Genomic DNA, 21,184 nt, shown 5'->3' on the forward strand with positions numbered 1-21,184 from the left:
CGAATCCGGCTTGCGGCCTAAGCCAATTGGCGCTAGCGTGTTTCAAAAGAGCGGAAAATTGGCTCAAAATTGGTTCACGGGAGGAACTTCATGCGGGTCGCGACTTTCTCGCTCGCCGGCGAAAGGCGGGTCGGCCTGGTCGATCTTGCCGCCCAGACCGTCGCCCCCTTCGATTTCCCGGTCGAACGCGCCGAAGCCGGTCTGCTGGCGCTGATCGAACGCAATGGAGCCTGCCTGCCGCGCACCCTTTCCCCGATCCCGCTGGCGGGGGTAGAGATCGAAGCTCCGATTCCACAGCCGCGCCGCAACATCTTCTGCGTCGGCAAGAACTACCATGAGCACGCGCACGAGTTTGCCCGCTCAGGCTTCGATTCCAGCGCCGGCGCCGGCGCGGTGCCGAAGCACCCGATTATCTTCTCCAAAGTGCCGGAATCGGTCGTCCCCAACCACGCCAGCGTGCTGATCGATTCCACTGTCTCGACGGCGATCGACTATGAGGCGGAGCTCGCCGTCATCATCGGCAAGGGCGGGCGCGGCATCTCGAAGGAAGACGCCCTCGACCACGTCTGGGGCTACACGATCGTCAACGACGTCACGGCGCGCGACCTGCAAGGCAAGTACAGCCAGTGGCTGATCGGCAAATCGCAGGACACGTTCTGTCCGATGGGTCCATGGGCCGTCACCCGGGACGAGTTCGATCTCGCCAGTGCCGGCATCCGCTGTTTCGTCAATGAGGACCTGCGCCAGGACTCGCGGATATCGCTGCTCATCTTCGATATCCCGACCATCATCTCCACGCTGTCGCAAGGCATCACGCTCAAGCCCGGCGATATCATCGCCACCGGCACGCCCGTCGGTGTCGGCATCGGCTTCGATCCACCCAGATATCTCAAGCCCGGCGATGTCGTGCGCATCGAGATCGACGGCATCGGCACGCTGGAGAACCGTTTCGTGGAGAGGCCGCAATGACGACCGTGAGTGTCGGCCAGGTCGTCGCGGAAGTGGCAGGCGAAGGCGCGGCCGTGGTGATGATCCACGGCCTCGGCGGGACCTCGAACATGTTCCAGCCGCAGATGGGGGCGCTGTCGGGTTACCGCGTCATCCGGCTCGACCTGCCGGGGTCGGGCCGCTCGCCGCGGCCGATCGAGCCGCTGACCATCGAAGGAATGAGCGAAGCCGTGATCCGCGCCATGGCCGGCATGGGCGTGACGTCAGGGCATTTCGTCGGCCATTCGATGGGCACCATCGTGTGCCAGCAGATCGCGGTGACGCAGCCCGCGCTGGTCGCCTCGCTGACGCTGTTCGGCGCCCTGGCAGAACCGGGCGAGGCAACCCGGCAGGGGCTCGGCAACCGGGCGCGCCTGGCGCGCTCCGGCGGCATTTCCGACATCGCCGATCAGAGCGTCGCCAATGCGATCTCGGCCCACACAAGGGAGACATCTCCCGCGGCGGCGGCCTTCGTGCGCGAATCCATCACCCGCCAGGACCCAGAATCCTATGCCCGCACCTGCGAGGCCCTGGCCAAAGCCACCGCGGTCGATGCGCGCCGGATTTCGGCGCCGACCCTGCTTGTCACCGGCGATGCCGACACCGTCAATCCGCCGGGCGTCGCCCAGGCGCTTGCCGACAAGATCAAGGGAGCCGTATTCTCCTCGCTCGATCGGTGCGGACACTGGGCCACGGTGGAAAGTCCGCGGGAAAGCAGCTCCAGGCTCGCCGATTTTTTGAGACGGGTTGATAGGTGAGGATTTCGGATCGGGCGTAGACTTACGCGCTCGGCAAGTTGGGAGGCTTGTTATGGCAGACGAAAGCTGGGCCGGAAACGGATCGGGAAGCACGCTCTTCACCAATGTGCGCGTGCTCGACGCATCAGGTGAATACCCCTACACCGGCGAAGTGCTGGTGCAGGGCAACCGCATCAAGCAGATCACCAAGGGCTCGTCCCGCTTCGGCTCCTCCTCGTCGTCTTCCTACAACGGCGGCGCGCCGGGGGGCGCAACCGTGATCGACGGCATGGGCGCGACGCTGATGCCCGGCATGATCGACGCGCATCTGCATCTGTCCTGGAACAACGCGCCCGGCATCGATCCCATCCAGATGATGGAGATCGAGGAGCACATGCTGGTCACCATGGAGATGGCCAAGCTGGTGCTCGACGCCGGCTTCACCGCCGGCCGGGGCGCGGCCGCCGCCAAGCCGCGGCTCGACGTCGTCGCCAAGAAATTCATCAACCAGGGCCGGTTTCCAGGCCCGCGTTACCTCGCGGCCGGGCCTGAGATCACCACGGTCGGCGGCCTCGGCGATTCCGCGCCCTCGCATATTCCGCATGAGGGCCTCAATCTCGGCATCGTCGTCTCCGGCCCGGAGGAGATCCGCCGCACGGTGCGCCAGCTGATCAAATACGGCGTCGATTCCATCAAGCTCAACCTGTCCGGCGAGAGCATCACCGGCATGGGCGCGGAAGAGACCCCGATGTCGGAGGAAGAGGTCGCGATGGCCGCTTCCGAGGCGCGCTGCCGCAACAAGGTGCTGTCGGCGCATGCGCGCTCGTCCGGCTCGGTCAAGCAGTGCGTCCGCCACGGCATCCAGAACATCTACCACGCTTCCTTCGCCGACGAGGAAGCGCTCGACATGCTCGAGGCGGTCAAGGACAAGCATTTCGTCGCGCCGGGCATCGCCTGGCTGATCAACACCGCGCGCTATGCCGAGCAGTGGGGCATCAAGCCGGGCTCGCCGCTGTCGCTCGAATATGAGCGCGAGCTCGAGATGTGCATCGACACGATGAAGAAGATGCACCGGCGCGGCATTCGTGTGTGCATCGGCGGCGACTACGGCTTCGCCTGGACGCCGCAGGGCACCAACGCCAAGGACATCCAGACCTTCGTCGAGATGCTCGGCTTCTCGCCGATGGAGGCGATCCAGGCCGGCACCAAATATGGCGGCCAGATCATGAACATGGGCGATGAGCTCGGCCTGATCAAGGAAGGCTACCTCGCTGACATCCTTTTGATCGACGGCGATCCGATTTCGGATGTGCGCATCCTGCAGGACAAGAACCGCATCCTCGCCATCATGAAGGACGGCAAGTTCCACAAGGCGCCGCGCATGAACGAGCAGCGCCGGCGGCTGACCGCATGAGCATACTCGACCAGCCATCGTCCTCTTCGCTGTCGGGCGGCGGCGTGACGCGCCGCCAGGTCTGGGGCCTTGTCGGCCTGTTGGCCGCGGCGATCGTCGCCTGGCTGGTCTTCGCTATCTGGCCCGCCTGGCTGAATGCGATCCTGATCTCCAAGAAGGCGTTCGTCAGCGCCATCCTCAACGGCCTGACGCTCGCCGGCCTCTATTTCCTGGTCGCCAGCGGGTTCACCCTGATCTTCGGCCTGATGCGCAACATCAACCTGGCGCACGGCTCGCTCTACCTGCTCGGCGCCTATATCGGCTACGAGGTCACCAGCCGCACCGGCTACTGGCTGCTCGGCGTCGCCGCGGGCTTCGTCGTCATGGCCATCATCGGCGTCGTCATGCAGGTTTTCGTCTTCCGCCGCCTGGAGGGCGACGACCTCAGGCAGACCCTGGTCACCATCGGCATCTCGATCGTCGCCGCCGACCTTATGCTGGCGGTGTGGGCCGGAGGCACCTACCAGATCGCGACGCCGGAATGGCTCGACGGCGCCCTGACCTTGCCCGTCATCACCGCGGTGCGCTCGAACGGCGCCTCGGTCTTCCTGACCTATCCGCTTTACCGCGTGGTGGTGCTGGCGGCGGCGATCGTCATCGGGGTCGGGCTGTGGCTGATGCTCAACAAGACGCGCGTCGGCATGATGATCCGCGCCGGCGTCGACGACCGCGCCATGCTGTCGGCTTCGGGTGTCAATGTGCATGCGGTGTTCGCCATCGTCTTTGCGGTCGGCGCCGGGCTTGCGGGTTTCGCCGGCGTCGTCGGCGGGTCGGCGCTCTCGGTCGCGCCGGGCGAGGACGTGCGCTATCTGCTCGCCTCGCTGGTGGTGGTCATCGTCGGCGGCATGGGCTCCATCACAGGCGCGGCGATCGGAGCGCTGCTCATTGGCCTCGCCGAACAGATCGGCCTCGTCTACTTCCCGACCTATGGCGTGGTGCTGACCTTCGTCATCATGGTGGTGACGCTGGCGGTGCGGCCGCAAGGCATCATGGGGAAGGCGCGATGAGCCTGGCCACAGCCGCCGACGGCGCGGCGCCGCAGCAGAACTGGCTGGACAGGATCGGCGCGGGTCACGTCATCCTGGCCGTCGCGCTCCTTCTCTACCCGCTGGTGGCATCGGATTTCTTCCTGACGCAGATCGCCGGCTATTCGATGATCTTCGGCGTGCTGGCGCTGTCGCTGATGCTGCTGGCCGGCTATGGCGGAATGCTCAGCCTGGCCCAGATCACGGTCGCGGGCATCGCCGCCTATGCCGTCGCCATCCTCGGCAGCAACACTTCCAACGTGCTCGGCTTCGGCTGGCCGTGGTGGATCGTCGTCCCCTTCGCGGTCGCCGCGGCAGCGGTGACATCGGCGCTGATCGGCTGGATCTCGGTGCGCACGGAAGGCATCTACACGCTCATGATCACGCTGGCGATCGCGACCGCGACCTTCTACTTCGCCCAGCAGAACTACGCGATCTTCAACGGCCATTCCGGCTATGCCGGCATCCACGCGCCGGTGTTCTGGGGCATCGACTGGCGGGATCCGAAACCCTTCTATTTCCTCTGTCTCGGCCTTGCGATGCTGTCCTACGCGGCGGTGCTCTACAGCTCCCGCTCCACCTTCGGCATGACCTTGCAGGCGATCCGCGACAACCCGCGAAGGATGCGGGCGCTGGGCTACCATGTCACCGCGCACAAGGTCTTCGCCTGGTTCCTGGCCGGCATCCTCGCCGGGCTCGCCGGCGTGCTTCTGGTCTGGTTCAACGGACGCGTCTCGCCCGGCACGATCGGTGTCGACGTGGCGATCGACATCCTGATCATCGCCGTCATCGGCGGCCTGCGCCACCCGATCGGGCCGTTCGTCGGCGCGATCGTCGTCATACTGATGCAGACCTTCGCCATCGACATCGTCGGCGCCGAGCGTTTCAACACGCTGATCGGGCTGGTGTTCCTGGCGATCGTCTTCGTCTCGCCGGATGGAATTCTTGGGTTGTGGGGGAGGATCAAGCCACATCTTGCCCAGGGATCCTTGCGCGCCGGCCCCTAGCGGCTGGCGCGGATGAACGACTGCTGACCAATCAAACGGGAGGAACCGAAAATGCACAGACGTACACTTCTGGCCCTGGCGCTGTTCACCGGGCTGACCGCGCCTTCGATGGCGCTCGCCGCCGACGACACGATCAAGATCGGCCTGCTCGCCACTTTCGAGGGACCGTTCACGGTGCTCGGCGAGGACGGCGAACGCGGCGCCATGACGGCGGTCGCCGAGACCAACGGCACCGTCGCCGGCAAGAAGATCGAGATCGTCAAGGGCTCGTCCGATGCCTCGCCCGACAGCGCCGTGCGCGCCGCGCGCAAGCTGGTCGAGCAAGACGGCGTGAAGGTGCTGGTCGGCCCGCTTTCGGGAGATGAAGGCCTCGCCGTCAAGGATTACGCCAAGACCAAGCCCGACGTGACGTTCATCAACGGAACCTCGGCCGCGCAGGACACGACGCTGCGCAATCCGGCCGAGAACTTCTTCCGCTTCTCCACCGACGGCGCGCAGTGGATGGCAGGCCTCGGCACCTATGCCTTCAACGAGAAGGGCTACAAGAAGGTCGCCACCGTCGCCGAGGATTATTCCTTCCCCTACACGCAGGTCTTCGGCTTCATGGCCGAATTCTGCAAGGCCGGCGGGCACGTGCCGTCGAAATCCTGGGTGCCGATCGGCAACAAGGACTTCTCCTCCGTCATCGCGGCGATCCCCGAGGATGTCGACGCCATCTATGTGGCGCTCGGCGGCGCCGACGCCGTCAACTTCCTGACCCAGTACCAGCAGGCCGGCGGGTCGGCTCCGCTGATCGGCGGCTCGATCACCGTCGACCAGACCGTGCTGACCTCCAAAGGCAAGCTGCGCGACGTGCTCAAGGGCACGCCCTCGGCTGGACCGACGGCCGATACCAATGACGCGCCGGCATGGAAGGCGTTCGTCGACGCCTACAAGAAGCAGCCGGGCGCCTTCCCCTCGCCGTCGCTCTTCGCCCATGGCTATTATGTGAACATGAAGGCGACGCTGCTGGCGCTCGACCAGGTCGGCGGCGACGTCTCCGACGGCGGCAAGAAGTTGCGCGAGGCCTTGTCGAAGCTGTCCTTCGACACGCCGACCGGCAAGGTGTCGCTCGACAAGAACCGCAATGCCGTCGCCGACATCTTCCTGACCGAGGTCACCGAAGGTTCGGACGGCAATCTCCTGAACAAGCTGGTCAAGGTCGTGCCGCAGGTCAATCAGACGCTCGGCATTCCCGAAGACGAGTTCATGAAGCTCGGGGCGGTCAACCGCGACAATCCGAGCTGCCCATAACAGCACCTGCAAGAGCATCGTCAGTGACCGAAAACCTGGCCGCGAACCGTCTGCAGAGCTCCGGTGCCTACGCGCTGGAGCTCGATGGCGTTGCGCGGCATTTCGGAGCGCTGGTGGCGCTTTCGGGCATCGACATGAGGATCGCGGCCGGCGAGCGGCGCGCGGTCCTCGGCTCCAACGGCGCCGGCAAGACCACCCTGTTCAACGCCGTGACCGGCGACTTCCTGCCCACCGCCGGCCGCATCCGCTTCTTCGGCGAGGACATCACCGACCTGCCGCCGCATGAGCGCATCCGCCGCGGCCTGCGCCGCACCTATCAGATCTCGCAACTGTTCAAGGGACTGTCGGTCCTCGATTCCATCTTTCTCGCCTGCCGGGGCGTCTCGCGCCGGCGGTTTTCGCTGTTGAGGCCCGCCGACGACGACGTCAACATGGTACAGGCGCGATCGATACTCGAGGCCGTTCATCTCGAAGCCCATCGCGACGCACTGGTGGCGACGCTCAGCCACGGCCAGCAGCGCCAGCTCGAAATCGCGCTGGCGCTCGCCGGCGCGCCGCGCTTCATACTGTTCGACGAGCCGGCGGCTGGTCTTTCGCCGACCGAGCGGCGCGACCTCGTCGCCATCCTCAACGCGCTGCCCAAGCATATCGGTTTCATTATCATCGAGCACGATCTCGACGTCGCCCTGCGCGTGGCGGACTACGTGTCGATGATGCACAATGGGCACCTGTTCAAGGAAGGCACGCCGCAGGAAATCGAGGCCGATCCGGAGGTCCAACAGATCTATCTCGGAGGCAAGCATGGCTGAACGCTCCGCCGGCAAAAGCGCCAGGGCGGTGCTGAAGATAGAAGACCTGCAGGTCTTCTATGGCGAAAGCCATGCGCTGCAGGGGATTTCGCTGACGCTGGAGAGCGGCGTGCTTTCCGTGGTCGGCCGCAACGGCATGGGCAAGTCGACGCTGTGCAACACCATCGTCGGATTGAAACGCGCGCGCTCCGGCTCGATCCGCTTCGACGGCCGCGAGATCACCGCGTTCGAGCCGCACGAGATCCACCGCCTCGGCATCGGCTATGTGCCGCAGGGGCGGCGCGTCTGGCCGAGCCTGACGGTCGATGAGCATCTGCGGCTTGCCGCCGGCAACCGGCGTGACGCCGCCTGGACGGTCGAGCGTGTCTACCAGACCTTTCCGCGCCTGGCGGACCGCCGCCACAATGGCGGATCGCAACTGTCGGGGGGTGAGCAGCAGATGCTCGCCATCTCGCGCGCGCTGCTCAGCGAGCCGAAGCTCCTGGTGATGGACGAGCCGACCGAGGGCCTGGCGCCGATCATCGTCGAGCAGGTCGAAAAGATGCTGGTCGACCTTGCCGCGGAAGGCGAGATGGCGGTGCTCGTCATCGAGCAGAATATCGGGGTGGCGACCGCCGTCTCCAGCCAGGTCGCGATCATGGTCAATGGCCGGATCAACCGGCTGATGGACGCGGCCGCGCTCGCCGCCGACCGCGACCTGCAGCAGCGGCTGCTCGGCGTCGGACGCCACGCCGAGGAAGCGCCGGTCACGCCAACGGAAGCGGCGCAGGCAAAGGAGCAACTGGCGGCCGTCTATCGCGTCGACCGCGCGGCCGCCGGATCCGTCGAACCGGCGGGGGGCGATGGCGTCTACCGGCCCGTCACCCAATTGCCCAACCGCTGGAACGTGCCGGTCACCGAACTGAGGCAGGCGGCCGTCGACAAGACCGCGCCCCAGGACGACCCGAGGAAGGTCTTCGCCATCCCCTTCGCGGAGCGCATCGGCAAAACCGTGCTGGTCGTCGGCACCTTCGACACCAAGGGCAAGGAATTGCGCTTCGTCGCCGATCGGCTGAAGTCGCTCGGGCTGCCTGTCCGCACCGTCGACCTGTCGACATCGGGAAAGCCGTCGAGCGCGGACGTGCCCGCCATGCAGGTGGCCGGCATGCACATGCGCGGATCCTCGGCCGTGTTCACCGACGATCGCGGCGGATCGGTCAGCGCCATGGCGGAGGCTTTCGCGCGCTGGATCGAGCGCGAGCCGCGCATCGGCGGCGTCATCTCGGCGGGCGGCTCCGGCGGCACCACGCTGGCGACATCGGGCATGCGGGTCCTGCCTGTTGGCATCCCCAAGCTGATGGTGTCGACGGTGGCGGCGGGCGACGTCGCCAAATATGTCGGCGGCGCCGACATCATGATGTTCCATTCGGTCGCCGACGTTCAGGGGCTGAACTCCATCACCGAGCAGGTGCTGTCTAACGCCGCCCACGCCATGGCCGGCATGGTCGCGCAATTGCCCAATGCGGAGGCGTGGGACGCCAGACGCAAGCTGGCGCGCCCTGCCCTGGGCATCACCATGTTCGGCGTCACCACGCCGGCGGTGCAAGCGGTGACGAAGCGGCTCGAAGCCGACTATGATTGCCTCGTCTTCCACGCCACCGGCATCGGCGGGCGCGCCATGGAGAATCTCGGCGATTCCCGGTTGCTGTCGGCCTTCCTCGACCTCACCACGACCGAAGTGGCCGACATGATCGTCGGCGGCGTCTTCCCGGCGACCGAGGATCGTTTCGGGGCGGCGATCCGCACAAGGCTGCCCTATGTCGGTTCGGCCGGTGCGCTCGACATGGTCAATTTCGGCCCGCGCGAGACGGTGCCGGAGAAGTTCCGCGGCCGCAAATTCGTCATCCACAATCCCAACGTCACGCTGATGCGCACCACCCGCGACGAGAACCGCGCCTTCGGCGAATGGATCGGCGGGCGGCTCAACGCCATGGACGGGCCGGTGCGCTTCCTGCTGCCCGAGGGCGGCGTTTCGCTGCTCGACGCGCCCGGCCAGCCCTTTCACGATCCGGAAGCCGACAACGCATTGTTCGAAGCGATCGAGAAGACCGTCCGGCGGACGCCGCAACGCCATGTCGAGCGGGTGCGCGCCAACATCAACGACACGCCTTTCATCGACGCGGTGATCAGCGCTTTCCACGCGATCGGCCCAAAGCTGCAGAGGCGGGCATGAACAGTTGGACTTTACCGGACGGCGGACGGATCTTCGAAATAGGTGCCGGGCGCCTGGCACTGACCGGATTGTGTAGGGGAGAATAAATCATGGACGCGCAGAGCTTTGGCGCCTTCCTGTTGTGGCTGATCGTTGCCGCGGTCGTCGTGGTGATCGCCGTCTACATCCTGCGATGGCTCTATCGCCGCTCGACCAAGGAGACGGCGTTCGTGCGCACCGGCTTCCTGGGGGAGAAGGTGGTGGTCAATGGCGGCGCCTTCGTCATCCCGGTGCTGCATGAGATCACCCCGGTCAACATGGGTGTGCTGCGCATCGAGGTTCGCCGCGAGGACGCACTGGCGCTGATCACCAGGAACCGCATGCGCGTCGACCTCATCGCCGAGTTCTTCGTGCGCGTCGGCGCGAGCCACGAGTTCGTCGCCGCCGCGGCGCAGACACTCGGCCGCCGCACGCTGCAACCCGACAGCCTGCGCGAATTGCTGGAAGGCAAGTTCGCCGGCGCCATGCGCACCGTCGCCGCGCAGATGACGCTGGAGGAGATGCATGAGCTGCGCGGCGACTATGCCGACAAGGTCCAGGCGCTTGCTTCGGATTCGCTGGCCGCCAACGGGCTCGAGCTGGAAAGTGTCGCCATCGTCGACCTCGACCAGACCAGCCTCGAATATTTCGATCCGTCCAACGCCTTCGATGCCGAAGGCCTGACGCAGCTGACGGAGTCCATCGAGACCAGACGCCGCATGCGCAACGAGATCGAGCAGCGCACTCTCGTCGACATCCGCAACCAGAACCTCGACACGCAGCGCAAGGTGCTGGAGATCGAGCGCGACACCGAATATGCGCGCCTGGAGCAGGAGCGCGAAGTCGAGATCCGTCGCGCGGCGCAGCGCTCCGAGCTCGCCAGGGAGCGCGCCGTGCGCGACCAGGAGGCCGAACAGGCGCAGCTTTCCGCGCGCGAGGCGGTGGAGAAATCGCGTCTCGCCCAGGAGCGGAGCATCACAGAGGAACGCATCCGTAGCGAGGAGGACACGCAGCGCCGCGAGATCGCGCGCCGCCGCGCGCTCGACGAGGCCGAGATGAAGATGCGCGAATTGACCGAGCGCGAGCAGATCGCGCTCGGACTCTCGCTGGAGAAGGCGCGGATCGAACGCGAAGGCGCGCAGAGCGGGCTTGAGATCGAACGCAAGAAGTCGCTCGAGATCGCCGAACTCGAACGCCAGATCGCGCTGGCCGAAAAGGCGCTTGAAGTGACCAGGGCGGAGGCGGAGAAGCGCCGCGCCGAGATCGTCGAGAACCAGGCGACCGAGACCGCCAGGATCGAGCAGGAACGCGCCGTCGACGAGGTGCGGATCGACAGGGAGCGCCATCTCGAAGCCTTGCAGATCGCCAAGCGCCAGGCCTTCGAGGAAGCCGAAATCTCGGCCGGCGAAGAGGTCGAGCGGGCCCGCATCACCACCGAGCGCGGCATCGAGGAGGCTCGTCTCATCAAGGAGCGAGACATTCGCCAGCTCGGCGTCGACCGCGACCAGAAGATCGAGATCGCTGAAATCCAGAAGGCCATCGACATCGCCAAGAAGACGCAGGAACGCTCTTCCGCCATCGCCGCTTCGGAAGCCGTTCGCGCCAAGGCGATCCAGGCCGAGGAACAGGCCCTGACCGCCCGCGAGCGCGAGATTGCCGAGCGCCGCAAGCTGACCGACCTGATCGCCGCTAGCCGAGAGGCGGAGCGCGAGGCCCTTCGCGTCACGGCCGCCGCCGAGGCCGAGATGAAGGCCGCAAAGAGCCTGGCGGAGGCGCAGAAGATCGCGGCCGTCGCCGCCGCGGAAGCGGAAAAGATCCACGCCCTTGCCGCGGCCCAACGCTACGAGGTCGACGCGACCGGCCACCGGCAGATCAACGAAGCGGAAAACCTCCTCTCCAGCGAGGCGCGCGCCGGGCGCCTGCGCGGCAAATTGCTCGACCACATGGAAGGCATCATCCGCGAGAGCGTCAAGCCGATGGAGAAGATCGACGGCATCAAGATCCTGCATGTCGACGGCATCAATGGTGGGTCGGGCGGCAACCGCAACGTCACCGACGAGGTGATCGATTCGGCGCTGCGTTACCGGGTGCAGGCGCCGATGATCGACAATTTGATGAAGGAGATCGGCATCGAGGGCGGTTCGCTCGGACGGATGACCGACGTGCTGCGCGACGCCAAGGACATTTCGAACCTCGCCCGCGACAAGAAGGGCAAGGGCAAGGCCGCCAAGGACGACGATGACGACCGCGACCATTGACCAGGCGTCGCCAAGCTCGTTCCACGAGGATAATCGGCTTTGCCGTGTCGGCGGTCGCCCGGCATGACCAAGGTCTATGTCTCCTCAGTCATCCCGGCCCCGGCCGCGGACGTCTGGAAAATCGTGCGCGACTTCAATGGCTTGCCGGGCTGGGCGCCTTTCGTGGCCGAAAGCCGCATCGAGCAGAACGCGCATGCCGACCGGATCGGCTGCATCCGCAGTTTCACGCTCAAGGACGGCGGACGCATCCGTGAAAAACTGCTGGCGCTGTCGGACTACGACCTCTCCTGCAGCTATGCGATCCTGGAGAGCCCGATGCAGGTGGAAAACTATGTCGCCACTCTGTCGCTGACGCCGATAACCGACGGCAATTTGACGCTGGCCGAATGGCAGGCCGAATTCGATTGCGCCCCCGGGCGTGAGGCGGCGCTGACGCAGCAGATCGGCAGCGGCGTGTTCCAGGCCGCGCTGACGGCGCTGAAGCAGCGCTTCGGACGCTGACCCGCCGCGAATGGTCCAGGTTCGCCAGAGCACCATCATCGATGCCCCGATCGAGGAGGTCTGGGCGATCCTGCGCGACTTCAACGGCCACGACCGCTGGCACCCGGCCATCGCGTCGAGCGAGATCGACGGCGGCGAGCCGGCCGACGCGGTTGGCGCCGTGCGCCATTTCCGGCTGGCCGACGGCGGCGAGTTGCGCGAGCAGCTTCTGGCGCTCTCCGACAAGGATCGCCGGCTGAGCTACTGCCTGCTCGAGGCGCCGCTGCCGTTGATGGGCTATGTCGCATCGATACGGCTGAAGCCGGTGACCGACGGCAACGCCACCTTCTGGGAATGGCGCTCTGAATTCGATCCACCGGCGCATCGCCGCGACGAACTGGTGAAGCTGGTCGCCGAAGACATCTATCGCGCCGGCTTTGCCGCGATCCGCAATCTCCTCGCACGCCGCGACGCCGCCATGCCGGCCGAGGCAAGGCCGGCCATCATGCCGTCGAGGCCGACAGGCGCCGCATCCCGTTCGATCCCCGCGCCGGCGATCCTCGCACCGTCCCTCGACACGCGAGAAACGACGCGCGCGATTCTTGTCGAGCGCTATGGCGGACCGGAAGTGCTGGAACTGAAGGAAATCGCATTGCCGCCGCCTGCGCCCAGCGAGGTGCGGGTCCGCCACACGGCGATCGGCGTCAACTTCATCGACGTCTATTGCCGCACCGGCTTCTTCGATCTGCTGCGGCTGCCCGGCGTTCCAGGCATGGAGGCGGCAGGTGTCATCGAGGCGGTTGGTTCGGCGATCTCCGGCCTGTCGATCGGCGATCGCGTGGCCTATGCCTGCCCGCCGGTCGGCGCCTATGCCGAGCGCCGCAACATGGCGCCCGATCTGTTGGTGCGCCTGTCGGACGACATATCGGACGAAACCGCCGCCGCGAGCCTGCTCAAGGGCGTGGCGGCCAGTTTTCTCCTGCACGACGTCCATGCCGTCAGACCGGGTGAAGTCGTGCTCATCCACGCCGCCGCCGGAGGCATCGGCCAGTTGCTGGTGCAATGGGCACGACATCTCGGCGCAACTGTGATCGCAACCGTGTCGAGCGACGACAAGGCGCGCATCGTCGAAGGTCTCGGCGCGCATCGCGTCATCGTCTATTCGCGCGAGGATTTCGCGGAGGCGGTCATGCGGCTCACAAACGGCGCCGGCACGGATGTCGTCTATGATGCCGTCGGCGCCGACACGTTCGGCGGCTCGCTCGCCGCGCTCGCCGTGCGCGGACATCTCGTCAGCTTCGGCCAGGCATCGGGACCGATCGGCAACTGGGACGTCGGCCGTTTCGCCTCCAAGTCCATCACCGTTTCGCGGCCCAATTACGGGCACTATACCGACGCGCCCGAGAAGCTCGCGCCGCACGTCGACCGCTTTTTTGCGGCATTGCGCCAGCGCGCCGTCAGGGTCGGGCAGCCTGCGTCCTACGATCTGGCCCAGGCCGCGGACGCCCATCGGGACCTGGAAGCCCGCAGGACCAGCGGAGCACTCGTCCTGTTGCCGTAGCCAGCCGGTCAGAGCGATGAGAAGCTGTTGACGCCGGTGCGCATCGGGTTTTCCGACTTCCACTTTTCGAGCGGGTTCTCCGCTTTCCATTCGGCGGCATAAGCGCCGAGCGTGGTGAAATGCACGCCCGCGCAGGCCTTCATGCGCTGGATCAGCCGGTCGAGCATCATGATGCGGTGGCCGCGGCCAATGAATTCGGGATGCATGGTGAGCGTGTAGATGCCGCCCTTGCAGTTCTGAAGCGCATACTGGAAGTCATCCCACCAGATTTCCTCGATGTCGCGCGGATTCGAATAGCCCTGGTTCCAGCCGGCGACGACCTCGAAGGCCGGGTAGTCGTCCAGCCCCCAGGTCACGGGAAGCTCGACGATATCGGTCGCAGGGCCGAATTTGTAGGGCTCGTCCAGGCCCCACTTGTCGTGCTTGCGCAGATAGTAGGGATAAAAATCATGCGCCATGCAGCTCGAATCGTAGAGGAAGCCGAACTCTTCCAGGAGCTCAACTGTGTTCTCGCTGAAATCCCAGGCGGGAGAACGATAGCCGGCCGGGCTGATGTCGAGCTTTCGGTAGGCGGCGAGGCCATTCTCGATGATGCGGCGCTCATCGTCCCTGCCGAACTTAGCTGGGTTCTCATGCACCCAGCCGTGATGGCCGAATTCGTGGCCGTCGTCGCGGATCGCCCGGACGAGATCCGGGAAAGCCAGGATGTTGTGGCCGGGAATGCAGAAGGTTCCGGGAATGTCGTGCTTTTTCAGGAGCGAAAGCACGCGTGGCGTCGCCACGACCGTGAACTCGCCGCGCGACACCATGGAGGGATTGCGGCTTTCCATGGTCCCGATCCATGCCGAAGGACCGTCGACGTCAAAAGTGAGGGCCACCGAGAGATCGTGTTTCATGACTTCTGCTGCTCCCGGACAGAAATGTTGAATTTTTGATATTTTGATGCAAGCTATGGGAATATGTAAAAAATTCAAGACTGCTTTTCGAGGAGTTCCGAAATGCGATTCAAAGGCAAGCGCGCCGTCGTCACCGGCGCGGCGAGCGGGTTAGGTCTGGCCACGGCGCAGAGGCTTCGCGCCGAGGGCGCCGACGTGCTCTCAGTCGATCGCAACGCCGATCTGGTCGACGCCATGGCCACGCCTAGGCTGCTGATCGACATCGCTTCGAAGGAAGCGCCGGAAGCGATCATGCGGACAGCGATGGACACGCTCGGCGGCATCGACTTCCTCGTCAACAATGCCGGCCTTGGCCGTCTCATCACGCTCGAGGAGAGCGACGACGACTATATCGACGACACCATGGCCATCAATCTGCGCGCCACGATCCGCCTCACGCGCGAGGCGCTACGCGTGATCAGCCGGCCGGGCGGCTCGATCGTCAACATCGCGTCGATCTTCGGCGAGGTTGGCTTCCCGCGCTCGGTGATCTACGGCACGACCAAGGGCGCGATCGCGCAGTTCACCCGCAACGTTGCGGCGGACGTCACCCAGCACGGCATCCGCGTCAATGCGATCGCGCCGGGGCTCATCGAAACGCCGAGCAATCGCGAATTCGTCCACAACGACCCCTGGTACAAGCGCAACATGATCGACACCATCCCGGCCCGCCGCAGCGGCCAGCCGCCGGAAATCGCTTCGGTCGTCGCCTTTCTCTGCTCGGACGATGCGTCCTATGTCAGCGGCCAGGTGCTGGCCGTCGACGGCGGCTGGCTCGGCACGCGCGGGGTTTACGCATGAGCGGCGGACGGGGCGAGCTTGAAGGCCGCGTCGCCGTCGTCACCGGCGCCGCCGGCGGGATGGGCGGCGCGATAACCCAGGCTTTTCTGGCGGCAGGATGCCGCGTCGTGGCCACCGACCTGAAGCCGGAGCCACTTCCCGAAGCCGGCGGCGCCCTGTCGCGCCTGTCGCATGACGCATCGAGCGAAAGCGACTGGCGCATAGTCGTCGCGGAAGCGGTAGGCCGCTTCGGGCGGATCGATATCCTGGTCAACAACGCCGCTTATTTCGAGCCTGCATCCTTCGTCGACACGTCGGCAGCGGACATGGATGCGCATTACCGGGTGAACCAGCGCGGCGTGCTGATCGGCATGCAGGCGGTCCTGCCCGCCATGCGATCGGCGGGACGCGGGACGATCGTCAACATCTGCTCGGTGGCGGCGCTCAGCGGCTCGACCGGGGCCTTCGCCTACATGTCGACCAAATGGGCGATCCGCGGCATGAGCCGGGCGGCCGCGCGCGAGCTCGCCCCACTCGGCATCCGCGTGAACGCCATCATGCCGGGGCTGATCGACACGGCGATGATGGCGTGCAACCCGCCGGAGCGGAATGCCGGCATCATCGGCGCCATCCCCGCCGGCCGCGCGGGACGATCCGAAGAAGTCGCCGAGGCAGCACTTTATCTCGCGAGCGACCGCTCCGCCTATCTGACGGGCTCAGAGATCGTCGTCGACGGGGGCCTCTCCGCATGAGGATCCGCGAGCGCCTGACGAGCGAGGATTTCGTCTTCACCAATTCGGAGAAGAAGGTCGTCCGCGAGCTCCTCAACAACTATCCCTCCGCCGCGCTGGTCTCGGCATCGCATCTGGCGCGCTGCGCCGGCGTCAGCGATCCGACGGTGGCGCGGCTCGCCAACAAACTTGGCTACGAGCGCTTCGCCGACATGCAGCAGGCACTGCTCGACGAGGTGGCGTCCCACCTCAATTCACCGATGACGATGCTGTCTTCGTCGAGCCGGTCGCTCGGCAGCCGCGAGGTCTGGCAAGGCTACCTGCAGGCCGTGGCCCGCGACCTTGGCGTGATGGAGCGGGAAATCCTCCCGGCCCAGTTCGCCGATGCGGTCGACCTGATCAGCGACCCCAAGCTGCGCCTGAGTTGCCTTGGCGGCCGCGTCAGCGGCTTCCTCGCGGCGATGCTGCAATGGCATTTGCAGCAGATCCGGCCCGGCGTGCAATTGTTGACCCACGACCGATCGCAACTTGCGGACCGGCTCGTGGATTTCGGCAAGCGCGACCTTCTGGTCGTCTTTGACATCAGGCGCTACGAGATCGACGTCGTGCAGTTTGCGGAAGCCGCCGCGGGGCGCGGGGCGCAGATTGTCCTCTTCACCGATCGCTGGCGGTCCCCCATCGCGCAAAGGGCGACGATCGTCTTTTCGGCGCCGGTCGAAACCGTGTCGCCTTTCGATACGATGACGCCGTCGCTCGCGCTGATGGAAGCGCTGATCGCGGCCGTCGCCCGCAAGCACGGCGATTCCTTCGCCAAGCGGATGGAGCGCATCGAAGCGACGCGCGCGCCCTACAATATCACCGTCGACCAGAAACCGCTCGCGACCGCCACGCCAAGCCGCCGCGGTCGCAAGCCGAAAGGGGTTTAGGGCGTTTCACCGTTTTACGAAAACGGCGAAACGCCCTATCTCTTGTTTTGACGCAATTCCGGACGGAAAACCGCGCACACTTTTCCTGGAATTGCTCTAGTAAACCGCCTCATAGGCTTTGCATTGATCGAGCACGCTGCGGTCGCCGAGGAACTTCAACTCGCCGCGCTTGTGGTCGCGGTAGACCTCGCAGAAGCCGGCGGGGAACCAGCCGCGCACGGTCTCGTTGGCCATCATCCGCTCGATTGCCTCGCCAAGCGATTGCGGCAACCGGGTGAAGCCGCGGGCCGCGAGCGCCGCGGGATCGAGCAGCGAAAGATCTTCCTGCGTCGCCTGCGGCGCCTCGAGCTTTTCCACAATGCCCTGCACTCCGGCATGAACGATAGCCGCGAGCGCCAGATGCGGCGATGCGGCGGCGTCGGCCGCGCGGAATTCGATGTTGTATTGCCTGGCCACGCCCTCCGGATCGCGCGCGGTGGTCGGGCATATCCGCACCGACGCTTCCCGGTCGCGGACACCGAGATTGTTGAAGGCCGCGCTCCAGCGATGCGGCGTCAGCCTGAGAAAGGAAACCGACGACGGCGCCGTGAAGGCGACGATGCTGTCGAGATATTTCAGCACGCCCGCGACGAACCCTTGCGTGATCGCGGACATGCCGTGCGGACCGCTTTCGTCATAGGTCGCGGGGCGGCCGCTGGAATCCTCGAAGCTGAGATGGATATGGACGCCATTGCCGACACCGTCGGGATGGCGGATCGGGGTGAAGCTTGCCTCGTCGTCGAAGCGTCGCGCCGTGGCGCGGACCATCTCGCGCAGGACAAGGCCGGCATCGGCCACGCGCACGCCGCGCTCCGGGCTGATCGTCACCTCGTATTGACCGACGCCGTATTCTTTCATCACCGTGTCCGGCTTGAGGCCGGCCGTCTTGATCGCGGCCATCAGCGTTGCGGCGAATGCCGCCCGGTTGCGGTAGCCCTCCATCGAATAGGCACCGCCGCCGTCGCTGGCCTTGAGATGGAACTCGTGTTCGAAGGCACCGATCAACCGGACACCCGCGACGTCGTCCAGCTTCTTCAGCGCCGATTTCAGGATGGAGCGCGTGCAGCACTCCCAGGGAGCGCCGTCGAGGGTCAGGATGTCGCCGAGCATGAAGTCCTCGGCGGGGCTGCCATCCTCGAAATCCACCGTCACGCGGCTGTCCCGGTCGGGCACCAGCAAGAGATCGCCAAGCGAACCATACGGGCTTTCAGCAATCGCATCGAAGCAGGTGATCTGTACGTTGGTGGGCGTCCAGCCCACGCCGCGCCCTGCCCGCTTCTCAATGAGATCGAGAGGAAATGCCTTGCCCCGAACACGCCCCGAAACGTCGCATGTCGCGACGAAGAGCAGGGGTTCCCTTATCATTTTGTCGACTTCCTTTCCTTGTCCAGCCGCAAGGCGTCCCAGGCGCGGATGCGGCTGCTAGTGGAATTCCAATCCCGTTCGGAAATGTGGGTGATCATCGCATCGACCGTGACCATGGCGCCGATGTAGGTGTCCCATGCCGTTCCGTTGTCGATCGAGAGCGCGATGACCTCGGTCGCTTCGCTCGAGGCCGGCGACAGCCATTTGTCGGTGAAGAGCAGGACTTCGATGCCGCTCGCCTGCCTGGCCGTGCGCACGAGCTGCTCGAGGCGCGGCTGGTAGCGGCGAAAATCGAACACCACGAAGACGTCGCGCGCCTTCATCCGCAAGATGTATTCCGGCCAGACTTCCGGATCGGGCGGGATGTGAAAGACGTCGCGCCGGATCTGGCGCAGATGGCGCGAAAAATGCTGCGCCATGGGGTCGCTGATGCGGCCGCCGATCAGATAGATTGCTCGCCTTTCGTCCGCCACCATGCTGCAGATGCGCTCGAACTGCACCTGCGTCAGCGCGGCGGGAACCGCGCGCACCAGCTGGCTCGCGCGTTCGACATAGGCTTCGAGGAAGTTCGCGCCGTGGGAGCTTTTGCCGTGCAGCTCCACCGGCGAGCGATGCCACTCCTTGAGCTCGCCGATGAGCTTGTGCTGGAAATCCTGGTAGCCCTGGCAGCCCAGCTTGGCGACGAAGCGCGTGATCGAGGGGGCCGATACACCGGTCTTGTCGGCGAGCGTCTGGATCGTCTGCAGCCCGGCAAACGGATAGTCCGCCAGCAACGTCGAGGCCAGCTTCCGCTCGGCCGGCGTCAATGCGCTCTCAAGCTCTTCGATCTGTGCCCTGAGTTCCATTCCCATCTTCCTCCCACGCAGAAAAAATTTAGTCAATTGTCATTTTAAGTTTGACATTGATGAAAATTTTTCATCATCCTTGCCCAGACAGAGAAGGCATTATGAATATTTCCAATCAACCACAATCGACGCTTCTCGGCGCTTCCGATCCCTCCCCCGTGGAGATCGTCAATCCCGACGGCAGCGGCGATGTGCTCCTCGTCTGCGAACATGCCGGCCGAGAGATCCCATCCTCACTGGGAGACCTCGGCATCGCGGCGAGCGAGATGGACAGGCATATCGCCTACGACATCGGCGCGCGCGATCTTGCCTTGATGCTCTCCAAGCGCCTCGATGCGCGCCTCGTCGCGCAGCGATACAGCCGGCTGGTCATCGATTGCAACAGGCCGACGGAGGCCGACGACTCCATACCGCCGGTCAGCGACGGGACGGAAATCCCGGCCAACAGGAACCTGGACGCCCGGGAACGGGCGCAGCGGGCCACCGAGATTTTCGAGCCGTTCGACCGCGCGCTGGCGCAGGCGATCCGGGACCGCAGGCCGAAGGCCATCTTCGCGATCCACAGCTTCAATCCGGTGCTGCGGGGCGTGTCGAGGCCGTGGGACATCGGCTTCCTCTACAGGAAGGACGCGCGGACTTCGCCTGCGCTCAGACAATATCTCCTTGCCGCCGCGCCGGATCTTTCGATCGGCATGCAGGAGCCTTACACGATCAGCGATCGATCCGATTGGTTCGTACCGGTGCATGGCGAGCGCAACGGCATCGCCCACAGCCTGATCGAGGTGCGAAACGACAACATTTCTCACCCTGAAGGGGTGGCGCGTTTCGCTGACCTTCTCGCGGGCGCGATCGACGGTTTCACGAAGAGAGGCGACTAAAGAATGGAACTGACACGCAACGTTCCGCTGGTGCCGGAACAATCCTGCATCCTGTTCATCGATGTGCAGAATTTCTCGGCGCATCGCGACGGCGGCGAGTTCAAGGACCTCAGCAAAGCCGAGTTCGAGGAAAAGTACGGCTGGTTCTTCAAGCGCATCCAAGGCCAAACCATACCGAACATGAAGCGTCTTCTGGGTGGCTTCCGAGCCGTCGGGATCGAGGTCATGCACACCACGATCGAAAGCCTGACCAAGGACGGCCGCGATCGCAGTCTGGATTACAAGATCACCGGCTTCCATGTGCCGAAGGGATCCTGGGACGGCAAGGTCATCGACGAACTGGCACCCGCGGATGACGAGATCTGCCTTCCCAAGACCTCCTCCTCGGTCTTCGTCTCCACGCATATCGACTACATCCTGCGCAATCTCGGCGTGCGCCAGTTGGTGATCTCCGGGCTTCTGACCGATCAGTGCGTGGAAAGCGCGGTCCGCGACGCCTGCGACCTTGGATATCTCGTCACCCAGGTGACCGATGCCTGCGCGACCTATTCGCAGGAGCGCCACGACAATTCGCTCCGCACCATCAAGGGCTATTGCCGCCAGGTGACCACCGATCAGCTTCTCGATGAATTGAAGGGGCTCGCGAAATGAGCGACACGATTTCCGCCGTCTGGAAGGCGGTCGAAGAGGACCGCGACTATGTCGTCGGGCTGACCCGGGATATCGTGCGGATACCATCCGTCAATCCGAAATTTCAGGCCGATCCCGCGATCAACCGCGAGGCCGACGTACAGACCCGTCTCGCGGGCGAACTGGAAGCGCTCGGCTTCGGGATCGACCGTTAG

The 21,184-nt window shown here is 65.1% G+C and carries 20 protein-coding genes; 17 read left to right on the top strand and 3 right to left on the bottom strand.

From position 1 onward, the window contains the following. Nucleotides 1-90: 90 nt before the first annotated feature. The 11 genes from FJ471_RS05795 to FJ471_RS05845 all read left to right on the top strand — a co-directional run bounded on the left by FJ471_RS05795 (nt 91) and on the right by FJ471_RS05845 (nt 13,840). Nucleotides 91-969: a fumarylacetoacetate hydrolase family protein gene (locus tag FJ471_RS05795; RefSeq protein ID WP_140802200.1), complete on the top strand. Its 879-nt coding sequence runs from the start codon at nt 91-93 to the stop codon at nt 967-969. Beyond that, on the top strand, nt 966-1,745 hold the full coding sequence (locus tag FJ471_RS05800) for an alpha/beta fold hydrolase (protein ID WP_140802201.1): 780 nt from the start codon (nt 966-968) through the stop codon (nt 1,743-1,745). Before FJ471_RS05795 ends, FJ471_RS05800 begins: the two co-directional genes overlap by 4 nt. 52 nt (nt 1,746-1,797) lie before the next feature. Further along, nucleotides 1,798-3,138 (top strand): amidohydrolase family protein, encoded by a 1,341-nt coding sequence (locus FJ471_RS05805; protein WP_140802202.1) that lies wholly within the window; start codon nt 1,798-1,800, stop codon nt 3,136-3,138. Beyond that, nucleotides 3,135-4,184 carry a branched-chain amino acid ABC transporter permease gene (locus tag FJ471_RS05810; RefSeq protein ID WP_140802203.1) on the top strand — a complete coding sequence of 350 codons (1,050 nt, stop codon included), beginning with the start codon at nt 3,135-3,137 and terminating at the stop codon, nt 4,182-4,184. Before FJ471_RS05805 ends, FJ471_RS05810 begins: the two co-directional genes overlap by 4 nt. Continuing rightward, entirely contained in the window at nt 4,181-5,209 is a 1,029-nt protein-coding gene (locus FJ471_RS05815) for a branched-chain amino acid ABC transporter permease (RefSeq protein ID WP_140802204.1), read from the top strand. The genes FJ471_RS05810 and FJ471_RS05815 overlap by 4 nt, the downstream gene beginning before the upstream one ends. A 51-nt stretch (nt 5,210-5,260) precedes the next feature. After that, the gene (locus FJ471_RS05820; RefSeq protein WP_140802205.1) at nt 5,261-6,502 is read left to right on the top strand and encodes an ABC transporter substrate-binding protein; all 1,242 of its coding nucleotides are present in this window, start codon (nt 5,261-5,263) and stop codon (nt 6,500-6,502) included. A 23-nt stretch (nt 6,503-6,525) separates the two neighbouring features. Continuing rightward, complete coding sequence (locus FJ471_RS05825; RefSeq protein WP_140802206.1) at nt 6,526-7,311, top strand: ABC transporter ATP-binding protein; 786 nt, start codon at nt 6,526-6,528, stop codon at nt 7,309-7,311. Continuing rightward, complete coding sequence (locus tag FJ471_RS05830; protein ID WP_140802207.1) at nt 7,304-9,523, top strand: ABC transporter permease; 2,220 nt, start codon at nt 7,304-7,306, stop codon at nt 9,521-9,523. The genes FJ471_RS05825 and FJ471_RS05830 overlap by 8 nt, the downstream gene beginning before the upstream one ends. An 89-nt stretch (nt 9,524-9,612) precedes the next feature. Next, nucleotides 9,613-11,799, top strand: a complete 2,187-nt coding sequence (locus FJ471_RS05835) for a flotillin family protein (RefSeq protein ID WP_140802208.1) — start codon at nt 9,613-9,615, stop codon at nt 11,797-11,799. A gap of 63 nt (nt 11,800-11,862) precedes the next feature. Further along, complete coding sequence (locus FJ471_RS05840) at nt 11,863-12,300, top strand: SRPBCC family protein (protein ID WP_140802209.1); 438 nt, start codon at nt 11,863-11,865, stop codon at nt 12,298-12,300. 10 nt (nt 12,301-12,310) lie between these two features. Beyond that, nucleotides 12,311-13,840 (top strand): SRPBCC family protein, encoded by a 1,530-nt coding sequence (locus tag FJ471_RS05845; protein WP_140802210.1) that lies wholly within the window; start codon nt 12,311-12,313, stop codon nt 13,838-13,840. Nucleotides 13,841-13,848: 8 nt separating this feature from the next. Here the strand turns inward: FJ471_RS05845 and FJ471_RS05850 are convergent, their stop codons facing one another. Next, nucleotides 13,849-14,736 (bottom strand): polysaccharide deacetylase, encoded by an 888-nt coding sequence (locus tag FJ471_RS05850; protein ID WP_140802211.1) that lies wholly within the window; start codon nt 14,734-14,736, stop codon nt 13,849-13,851. A 102-nt stretch (nt 14,737-14,838) separates the two neighbouring features. On the opposite strand from FJ471_RS05850, the gene FJ471_RS05855 reads away from it, so the two are divergent. From FJ471_RS05855 to FJ471_RS05865, 3 genes are read left to right on the top strand one after another with little or no spacing between them, the layout of a single operon-like run. Continuing rightward, nucleotides 14,839-15,576, top strand: coding sequence for an SDR family oxidoreductase (locus tag FJ471_RS05855; protein WP_140802212.1), 738 nt, complete (start codon nt 14,839-14,841; stop codon nt 15,574-15,576). Next, nucleotides 15,573-16,307, top strand: coding sequence for a glucose 1-dehydrogenase (locus tag FJ471_RS05860; RefSeq protein ID WP_140802213.1), 735 nt, complete (start codon nt 15,573-15,575; stop codon nt 16,305-16,307). Before FJ471_RS05855 ends, FJ471_RS05860 begins: the two co-directional genes overlap by 4 nt. Continuing rightward, entirely contained in the window at nt 16,304-17,212 is a 909-nt protein-coding gene (locus tag FJ471_RS05865; RefSeq protein ID WP_140802214.1) for a MurR/RpiR family transcriptional regulator, read from the top strand. Before FJ471_RS05860 ends, FJ471_RS05865 begins: the two co-directional genes overlap by 4 nt. 96 nt (nt 17,213-17,308) lie before the next feature. On the opposite strand, the gene FJ471_RS05870 is transcribed toward FJ471_RS05865, so the two are convergent. Then, nucleotides 17,309-18,616: a glutamine synthetase family protein gene (locus FJ471_RS05870; RefSeq protein ID WP_140802215.1), complete on the bottom strand. Its 1,308-nt coding sequence runs from the start codon at nt 18,614-18,616 to the stop codon at nt 17,309-17,311. Then, nucleotides 18,613-19,461: a MurR/RpiR family transcriptional regulator gene (locus FJ471_RS05875; protein WP_140802216.1), complete on the bottom strand. Its 849-nt coding sequence runs from the start codon at nt 19,459-19,461 to the stop codon at nt 18,613-18,615. The genes FJ471_RS05870 and FJ471_RS05875 overlap by 4 nt, the downstream gene beginning before the upstream one ends. 101 nt (nt 19,462-19,562) lie before the next feature. On the opposite strand from FJ471_RS05875, the gene FJ471_RS05880 reads away from it, so the two are divergent. The 3 genes from FJ471_RS05880 to FJ471_RS35200 are packed head-to-tail and all read left to right on the top strand — an operon-like array spanning nt 19,563 to nt 21,184. After that, complete coding sequence (locus FJ471_RS05880; protein ID WP_246684622.1) at nt 19,563-20,339, top strand: N-formylglutamate amidohydrolase; 777 nt, start codon at nt 19,563-19,565, stop codon at nt 20,337-20,339. Nucleotides 20,340-20,342: 3 nt separating this feature from the next. Beyond that, nucleotides 20,343-20,990, top strand: a complete 648-nt coding sequence (locus tag FJ471_RS05885; RefSeq protein ID WP_140802217.1) for an isochorismatase family cysteine hydrolase — start codon at nt 20,343-20,345, stop codon at nt 20,988-20,990. Further along, nucleotides 20,987-21,184, top strand: a complete 198-nt coding sequence (locus FJ471_RS35200; protein ID WP_246684623.1) for a hypothetical protein — start codon at nt 20,987-20,989, stop codon at nt 21,182-21,184. The genes FJ471_RS05885 and FJ471_RS35200 overlap by 4 nt, the downstream gene beginning before the upstream one ends.

It is taken from the genome of Mesorhizobium sp. B2-7-1, from assembly GCF_006440735.1.
Taxonomy (GTDB): Bacteria; Pseudomonadota; Alphaproteobacteria; order Rhizobiales; family Rhizobiaceae; genus Mesorhizobium.